The organism is Leptolyngbya sp. FACHB-711, assembly GCF_014695615.1.
Lineage (GTDB): Bacteria > Cyanobacteriota > Cyanobacteriia > Elainellales > Elainellaceae > Leptolyngbya_A.
This window is the reverse complement of sequence record NZ_JACJOR010000447.1, coordinates 1-7,485: the sequence shown is the minus strand read 5'-3', so window position 1 is coordinate 7,485 and position 7,485 is coordinate 1. Positions and strand designations below refer to the sequence as shown.

The 7,485-nt window shown below is 50.3% G+C and carries 8 protein-coding genes; 5 read left to right on the top strand and 3 right to left on the bottom strand.

Annotated features, from left to right (window positions below; genetic code table 11):
• Positions 1-434, bottom strand: a 434-nt coding sequence (locus H6F80_RS20100) for a redoxin domain-containing protein (protein WP_190793301.1), incomplete at its 3' end; no start/stop codon positions are given.
• A 685-nt stretch (positions 435-1,119) separates the two neighbouring features.
• On the opposite strand from H6F80_RS20100, the gene H6F80_RS20095 reads away from it, so the two are divergent.
• The 3 genes from H6F80_RS20095 (at position 1,120) to H6F80_RS20085 (ending at position 3,962) form a co-directional block, all read left to right on the top strand.
• Positions 1,120-1,440, top strand: coding sequence for a hypothetical protein (locus H6F80_RS20095; protein WP_242067473.1), 321 nt, complete (start codon positions 1,120-1,122; stop codon positions 1,438-1,440).
• Positions 1,441-1,484: 44 nt separating this feature from the next.
• Positions 1,485-1,862 (top strand): cupin domain-containing protein, encoded by a 378-nt coding sequence (locus H6F80_RS20090; RefSeq protein ID WP_190793300.1) that lies wholly within the window; start codon positions 1,485-1,487, stop codon positions 1,860-1,862.
• Between the two features lie 504 nt (positions 1,863-2,366).
• Positions 2,367-3,962, top strand: coding sequence for an ammonium transporter (locus H6F80_RS20085; protein ID WP_199296703.1), 1,596 nt, complete (start codon positions 2,367-2,369; stop codon positions 3,960-3,962).
• A gap of 25 nt (positions 3,963-3,987) precedes the next feature.
• Here the strand turns inward: H6F80_RS20085 and H6F80_RS30890 are convergent, their stop codons facing one another.
• Entirely contained in the window at positions 3,988-4,215 is a 228-nt protein-coding gene (locus H6F80_RS30890) for a hypothetical protein (protein ID WP_190793298.1), read from the bottom strand.
• A 58-nt stretch (positions 4,216-4,273) separates the two neighbouring features.
• Here H6F80_RS30890 and H6F80_RS20075 point away from each other — a divergent pair, with 58 nt between their 5' ends.
• Positions 4,274-4,423, top strand: coding sequence for a hypothetical protein (locus tag H6F80_RS20075; protein ID WP_190793297.1), 150 nt, complete (start codon positions 4,274-4,276; stop codon positions 4,421-4,423).
• A gap of 373 nt (positions 4,424-4,796) precedes the next feature.
• Here H6F80_RS20075 and H6F80_RS20070 read toward each other — a convergent pair whose 3' ends face one another.
• On the bottom strand, positions 4,797-4,937 hold the full coding sequence (locus H6F80_RS20070) for a hypothetical protein (RefSeq protein ID WP_190793296.1): 141 nt from the start codon (positions 4,935-4,937) through the stop codon (positions 4,797-4,799).
• A gap of 41 nt (positions 4,938-4,978) precedes the next feature.
• On the opposite strand from H6F80_RS20070, the gene H6F80_RS20065 reads away from it, so the two are divergent.
• Positions 4,979-7,417 (top strand): Tex family protein, encoded by a 2,439-nt coding sequence (locus tag H6F80_RS20065; RefSeq protein WP_518523620.1) that lies wholly within the window; start codon positions 4,979-4,981, stop codon positions 7,415-7,417.
• Positions 7,418-7,485 lie beyond the last annotated feature (68 nt).

Here is a 7,485-nt window from a genome sequence, read left to right as displayed (position 1 = left end):
CGTCCGGTGCTCGGCGGATAGGTAATGGTCAGTCGCAGCTTTTTGCTGGGGTCAATGACAAACACGCTGCGCACGGTCACCTTTGCGTTGGCGTTGGGGTGGATCATGCCATACAGGTCAGACACCTTACGATCGGAGTCAGCCAAGATGGGGTAGTTCATGCGGGCGTTTTGGGTTTCTTCGATGTCGCCTACCCAGCTACGATGCGAGTCAGCATCATCTACGCTGAGGGCAATTACTTTAACGTTGCGCTTGTCAAACTCAGGCTTCAGCCGTGCGACCGTACCCAGCTCTGTTGTGCAAACGGGCGTGAAATCTTTGGGGTGAGAAAAGAGGACAACCCAGCCATCCCCTGCCCATTCATGGAAATTGATAACTCCTTCAGTGGAGTCTTGCGTAAAGTCGGGAACGATATCACCAAGTTGGAGTGCCATATTGCGCTACCTGTCTGTCAATTCAACAACAATCCATAGATACTTATCCATCATCCCACAGAACTCCGGTATTCCGATGGGACTTTGGATCTTTATTCTATTCTGTCGCATTCTATTCTGTCGCAAAATGCAGCTTTCTATTATGGATTAATCTTTGCCGATCACGTGGGAGGGATTTAGGAAATCTCCTGAAAATACTCTCGCTTGAGATGACGCTTGAGCAGCCGTAACTGCAACCCGATCGCCCTCTTTCAAACTGCCAATTCTGAGAAGAACCTCGCGCTCCTTCAGATTTCAACCCGATTACAACTCGTTTTAACTCGATACTAATGTTGTCAAGGCTTGAAAAGCAAAGCAGGAAAAAGAGCGAAGCGGATAGAACTGTAGATGCCTTGAGAACAGATTAATGGCTCACCCTGGATTTTACCTGATTCATTGCCTCAACTGCTCTTCTTGCGTTCTCACTTAGGTTAGAGCGGCGAGTTCCGCCTTTAGCGGCAGGAAGAATATTAATAAAAGTTACAAAATGAGAATGAGATCGATGAAAAGTTGGTGCGTTAATTTTTAGATTGATTTTGATTCATCGATTTGAATCGAATAATCTAGATTAAACAATAGATTCACTCCAATCTCTTTGTTCGATTTGTTGGTCATCCACTCGTTACTCACCGTCTTTTTTTACGTTATGCTTCACTACTATTTTCTGACCCTGTCTCAGATGCATCAGTTAATTCAACCTATCCTTGTGCCGATCTGTTTTGTGCTTGCCTGGGGGCTGGTTGCGCTTCTGGGCTGGAGCCTCTGGGCAGCCGCAAGAGACAGCGTTAAAACGGCTCAGAGAATGCACCAAATTCCTTGCGCCAACTGTCAATTTTTTACTAACACTCACGTTCTAAAGTGTCCTGTTCATCCCAGCTCGGCAGGCACTGAAGAAGCGGTAAACTGCCTAGATTTTGAACCCTGTTCCTACGCTTCTGTGGGTAATGCCGATCGCGCTTACCGCTAATCAGAATTAAGATTGGCTCAGTGCTAATCGCAAATGGCGGTGAGATGCTAATCCAAAAACTTCAAAATTGCTCAGAATTCATTGCCGGAGATGGAACCAATCTCCGAGAGTTGCTTCATCCCGATAAGCAGTCGATCGACCTGCGCTACAGTTTGGCTCATGCGATCGTCTCCCCCGGACAGGTTTCAATTCCTCACTCGCTCAAAACGTCCGAGGTTTATTACATCTTGAGCGGGAATGGTGAAATGCACATTGATGACGAGGTGCAAGCTGTCGAGCCGGGGGATGCGATCTACATTCCTCCCGACGCAAAGCAGTACATCGCAAATCTTGGAACAGAAGACTTGATTTTTATCTGTATTGTTGACCCTGCTTGGCGGCAGCAGGATGAAACAATTTATCGGGAGCAGCTCGATCACTAGCAGGTTTGCGAGCAGACTTGCGAAAGTCTCCGAAAGTTTCCAAATTGCAGGCGATCGCCAGCAGATCTGAGGTAAACGGATTGAGCGTCTGCTTATTTTCTAGGGGAAGTCTAAGATTTCCTTTAGCTTCAAAAGCCTTGCGCTACATAGGCTGTGGGGCAACACGCTTAGCAATTGTATTCTCCTATACAGAATTACTTCAACAAGATTGGTGCAATTTGAAACATAGATTTTGCAGTTTCCGTGAAATCGCTGTGAATTGATTGCTGTGGGGTAACTCTAAAGTTCCCTGCCGTCTTCGTCTTGCGAATAACTGGTTTAGCTGCATCGGTAGAAATCAATGCCTCAGTCTGTGCCTCTACCCTTTCGAGGTTCAATTCGGGGCTAGGTTGCTCCCTTATCTGAATGAGTTGTGCCCTGTGAATCGCTCACAGAGTGCCGGATTTGATGCATTCACTTGCTGAAGGAACGTCCAGTAAAATGTCTAAATTAGCGCACAGGCGAATGAGAACTCGCAACAAGCGATCGATCGCTGATACTTTGGCTAGATCTTGGGCTAGATCTGAAGTCGCTTACTACGCCCAAAAATACTTCAAAAAGATTCGTCGGCTCCCGGTTTCCCTGCAAGCCTGCCTTCCCCTGGCTGGAATTCTGGTGTTGATGTCTTCTTTCTCTGCTTCGGCACAAACTCCCTCTGCTGCTCAGCTCACCGAACTCGAATCCTCGCTGCGAGTCGGCTTGGATACGATGTGGGTGATGATTGCGGGGATGCTGGTGTTCTTTATGAACGCTGGTTTCTGTATGCTGGAAACGGGCTTCTGCCGCCAAAAGAATGCTGTTAACGTGCTGGCAAAGAACCTGATTGTGTTCGCTCTCTCGACGATCGCCTTCTGGTTCATTGGCTTCGGTCTCATGTTCGGCGATGGCAACCCCTTCTTTGGCACAAGTGGGCTGTTCTTCCTCTCTGGTGCAGATAACAGCCCTGCAACCGCAGATGCTTACCAGGGCGTTTACACTTCGCTCAACTGGACGGGCGTGCCTTTAGCAGCTAAGTTCTTCTTCCAGCTTGTGTTTGCAGGGACGGCGGCAACGATCGTTTCCGGTGCAGTCGCAGAGCGCATCAAGTTTGTTGACTTCTTGATCTTCAGCTTGCTGCTAGTGGGAATTGCTTACCCGATCACAGGTCACTGGATCTGGGGCGGCGGCTGGCTTGCTGGTCTTGGCTTCTTCGACTTTGCGGGTTCAACGGTCGTTCACGCAGTTGGCGGCTGGGCAGCTCTCATGGGTGCAGCGTTCCTCGGTGCGCGGCTGGGCAAGTACAACGCTGACGGTTCGCCCAATGCGATTCCCGGTCACAACATGAGCATCGCCACCTTGGGAACTTTAATTCTCTGGTTGGGCTGGTTTGGCTTCAACCCGGGTTCAACCATGGCAGTGGGTGATGGTTCTCTGATTGCTCACATTGCTCTAACTACAAATACGGGCGGTGCGTTTGGTGGCGTGGCTGCAACGATCGTGGCTTGGCTGGTGCTGGGCAAACCCGACCTCTCCATGATCATCAACGGCATTTTGGCAGGTCTGGTAGCGGTTACAGCTTCCTGTGCTTTCATTACAATTCCTGCGGCTGCACTTATTGGCGCGATCGGCGGCATTCTGGTCGTGTTTGCAGTAATGTTCTTCGATCGCATCAAAATCGATGACCCCGTTGGTGCCATTGCAGTTCACCTGACCAATGGTATCTGGGGAACCCTGGCAGTCGGTTTGTTTGCAGTGGGTCCGAGCGATGCTCCCGGTGCGCTGTATGCTGCAGGTCCGGCTGCAGGCCTGTTTGCAGGGGGCGGTCTGGGACAGCTCTGGATTCAGTTCCTTGGCACGATCTCGGTTGGCGGTATGACGGTGCTGCTGTCTTCTATCTTCTGGATCGCGCTGAAGGCAATTCTGGGCATTCGAGTTTCTGAAGAAGAAGAACTCATGGGTCTGGACATTGGCGAGCACGGAATGGAGGCATATAGCGGCTTCGTCAAGGATGCAAGCGGCATGGCAGGCAGTCTGGGCACTGCGGGCACTTCCACCGGAGTCTCTAGAATGGATACGGTTTAGTGCGGTTTTGAGAATGCTGAATTCATTATTCTGAATCAGTTCCTAGGTTCATTTCTAAACCATTCCTGAACTTATAAACCAAGTTGGGGGCACAGTGTTGCCCTCTTTTTTTGCTTTTTTTGCCTCTTTTGGTTCTAATCTGCCCAAAATTAACGCGATCGACTTCCCGCCCTTGCACCCCGATAATCTGGTTGTCTTTCACGCTAATATCGAGCCTACAGCCGTAGGAACACAGTGCACAGGCAGGTTGCACCCAGCGATCCGGCTACCGCCAGCCTTCGTTCATCGGTTCGCCCATTCCACTGGCGAGAATGCGGCGTGCGATCGCCCCAGATGGCCGCAATACTGTCACGGGTTTGTTTGACCTTGGTCGAGGATCGGGCTGCTTTTACTGGCTGGGACTGGCAAAGCTAGAGTTTATGCCCTACAACGGTTTATTGCTTCTATCAGAGAAAAGATGAGCTTGAATTGAACAGTCCTTTCCTTGTCTCAAGCTCACTGTCTCAAGAGCGATCGTCAACGCTTCTCAGACATCTCAAAAATTCACAACATTGAAACACGCTCGCCCGATCGCTGTCACATGAGGCGACTACCTTAGTTCTTAGACAAGGTTCATGATACACACACTCCTCACACCACAGAACTTCCCGGCCACAGTGCCGGGATTTTTAGTATCTTGATGCGAGTGTCTAACGCGAGGCTGTAGCAAACCCGAAGATGTGCCCTTGAAAATTGCTTAGCATTCCTGAAGGGATCTGAACCTTCTTTAAGAAGGATAAAATTTGCTGTTGTTCTTAACCAAATATTTTTTACAGCGTTTTTCACCCCCGTGCCTTACGGGAGTGTGGGGGCGATTTCTCCGTCTGTGGTCATTTCGATGCGTAAATCAGGGTTGGCGATGGCAAGCTGTTCGTATTGCTGGTGAGCCAGGCGCAGCGTCGGCGGCAGATAAAGGATCAGCGCGTCCATAGGCATCGGCAGGGGGATTCTCTACACTATCCTAGAAGAACTGTTTGATGGTTGGATCGATCGCAACGATGCTGAATATTCCTCAACTGCTGGCGCAAGAACTGTCTCTCAAACCCTTTCAAGTCGAGAGTGCCCTGGAACTGTTTGCAGAGGGGGCAACGATTCCGTTTATTGCTCGCTATCGCAAAGAGCGCACGGGTGAACTGAACGAAACGCAGTTGCGGGATCTGCTCGATCGCCACACTTACCTGACCGAACTTGAAGATCGCAAAGTTGTCATTCTCAAATCGATCGCCGAACAAGGCAAGCTCAGCGACGAATTGCAGCAGGCGATTCAAAACTGTCTGCTCAAAACGGAACTGGAAGATTTGTATTTGCCTTATCGTCCAAAGCGGCGTACCAGAGCCACGATCGCCCGTGAGAAGGGGTTGGAGCCTTTAGCTCAATGGATTAAATCCCTCAATCAGCCTGCTGCAAAGTCGGCAAGTCTGGAGCAGGAAGCCGCAAAGTATGTTTCGGAAGAAAAAGGCGTGAAGTCAGCGGCGGAAGCTCTGAAGGGCGCGTCGGATATTCTGGCGGAGGAAGTGGCGGATCAGGCGCATCTGCGATCGTATCTGCGCGATTTTTTGATGGAGACCGGGCTGTTTATTTCGCAGGTGAAAGCGGACTTTCCCGAAGGCACGACCAAGTTTGAGATGTATCGCCGCTATCAGTCAAAGGTAAAGACGATCGCGCCTCACAACCTGCTGGCACTGTATCGAGGTGAGACAGAAGGTGTGCTGGATGTGGAGCTTGCTTTTGATGCGGATGCAGTGCAGGGCTACTTGGAACGAGAAGAGATTCACACTCAGGCTGCCCCGATTCGTCAGTTTTATCGGGAAATGCTGAAAGATGCCTTCGATCGCCTGATGAAAACTTCCCTGATTGGCGAAGTGCGGGCTGAGAAAAAGCTGGAGGCAGATGTCGAATCAATCAAAACCTTTGAGGCAAATTTGCGCGAACTCTTGCTGTCTGCTCCGGCAGGAATGAAGCCCACTCTGGCGATCGATCCTGGATTCCGCACGGGCTGTAAGGTGTCGGTGCTCGATCAGACCGGGAAGTTTCTGGAGTACCAGACGGTTTTTCCGCATCAGGCAGAGGGGCAGCGCGTTCAGGCAGGCAAAACGCTGAAGACATTAATTGAGAAATATCAGATTGAACTGATTGCGATCGGCAACGGCACAGCAGGACGAGAAACCGATGAATTTGTCGCAGAGGTGCTGCAATTGCTGGAGCGCAAACCGATCAAGGTGATGGTCAATGAGTCGGGCGCGTCGATTTATTCTGCCAGCCCAACGGCGATCGAGGAATTTCCCGATCAGGATATTACGGTGCGCGGCGCGATCAGTATCGGGCGACGGCTGCAAGACCCACTGGCAGAACTAGTAAAAATTGACCCGAAATCGATCGGCGTTGGACAGTATCAGCATGACGTGGATCAAAAGCTGCTGAAAAAGAAATTAGATGAAACGGTAGAAAGCTGCGTGAACTATGTCGGGGTTGATTTAAACATGGCATCGAAACAGTTGCTGAGCTATGTATCCGGCATTTCTGCTGCTGTTGCAAACAATATTGTGACGTATCGCAATCAGAATGGGGCATTCCGCGATCGCAAAGAACTCCTCAAAGTCGCGAAACTTGGACCCAAGGCGTTTGAGCAGGCAGCAGGGTTTCTGCGAATTCGAGACGGCAAAAACCCCCTCGACAATACTGCCGTTCACCCGGAAAGCTACTCTGTGGTGGAACGCATTGCCGCCGATCTTCAGGTGACGCTCGATGCGAAGCACGTTCCTGCGGGGGGTAATCAGATTACAGAAGTTGCTGCTCGCTTGAAGAAAACCGACCTGAAGAAATATGTGACGGAGACGATCGGAGAGCCAACCCTGCGCGATATTCTGGCAGAGCTGGAAAAGCCCGGACGTGACCCCCGCGCCGAGTTCAAATATGCCACCTTTAAAGAAGGCATCAAGGAAATCAGCGACCTGAAACCGGACATGGAGCTAGAAGGGATTGTCACCAACGTGGCGAACTTTGGCGCATTTGTCGATATTGGTGTGCATCAAGACGGACTGGTTCACGTTTCTCAGCTTGCCGATCGCTTTGTGAGTGACCCAAAGCAAATTGTCAAAGTCGGGCAGGTGGTGAAGGTGCGTGTGCTGGAGGTGAATGAGTCTCTGAAGCGGATTAGCCTTTCGATGAAATCAGGCGAAGCAGGCGAAACTTTCCGTGCAGAAGCGAACTCTCGAAATCAGCCTAAACCGCAAGCGAAACCCCAGGATAAACCCTCAGTTAAATCTCAAGTTAAATCCCAAGTTAAATCCCAAGTTCAACCCCAAACGAAATCTCAAAATAAGTCGCAGTCCGGGCAGCAATCGGCATCAGAACCAAAAGCGGAAAAGCCGCCCAGCCTGGATGATCTGAAGGCGAGGTTCAATCGCAAAGTATAGGTAAACGATCGCCACCCTTGCAGTAAAAGGGTAAAGCAATGGGGATGTAAAGAATATTAGAGGGGCAG

Bases quoted from the DNA above. Each gene is read 5' to 3' on its own strand.
- H6F80_RS20095 (WP_242067473.1), top strand. From the start codon at position 1,120: ATGCTTCACTACTATTTTCTGACCCTGTCTCAGATGCATCAGTTAATT.
- H6F80_RS20090 (WP_190793300.1), top strand. From the start codon at position 1,485: ATGCTAATCCAAAAACTTCAAAATTGCTCAGAATTCATTGCCGGAGAT.
- H6F80_RS20085 (WP_199296703.1), top strand. From the start codon at position 2,367: ATGAGAACTCGCAACAAGCGATCGATCGCTGATACTTTGGCTAGATCT.
- H6F80_RS20075 (WP_190793297.1), top strand. From the start codon at position 4,274: ATGCGGCGTGCGATCGCCCCAGATGGCCGCAATACTGTCACGGGTTTG.
- H6F80_RS20070 (WP_190793296.1), bottom strand. From the start codon at position 4,937: ATGCCTATGGACGCGCTGATCCTTTATCTGCCGCCGACGCTGCGCCTG.
- H6F80_RS20065 (WP_518523620.1), top strand. From the start codon at position 4,979: ATGGTTGGATCGATCGCAACGATGCTGAATATTCCTCAACTGCTGGCG.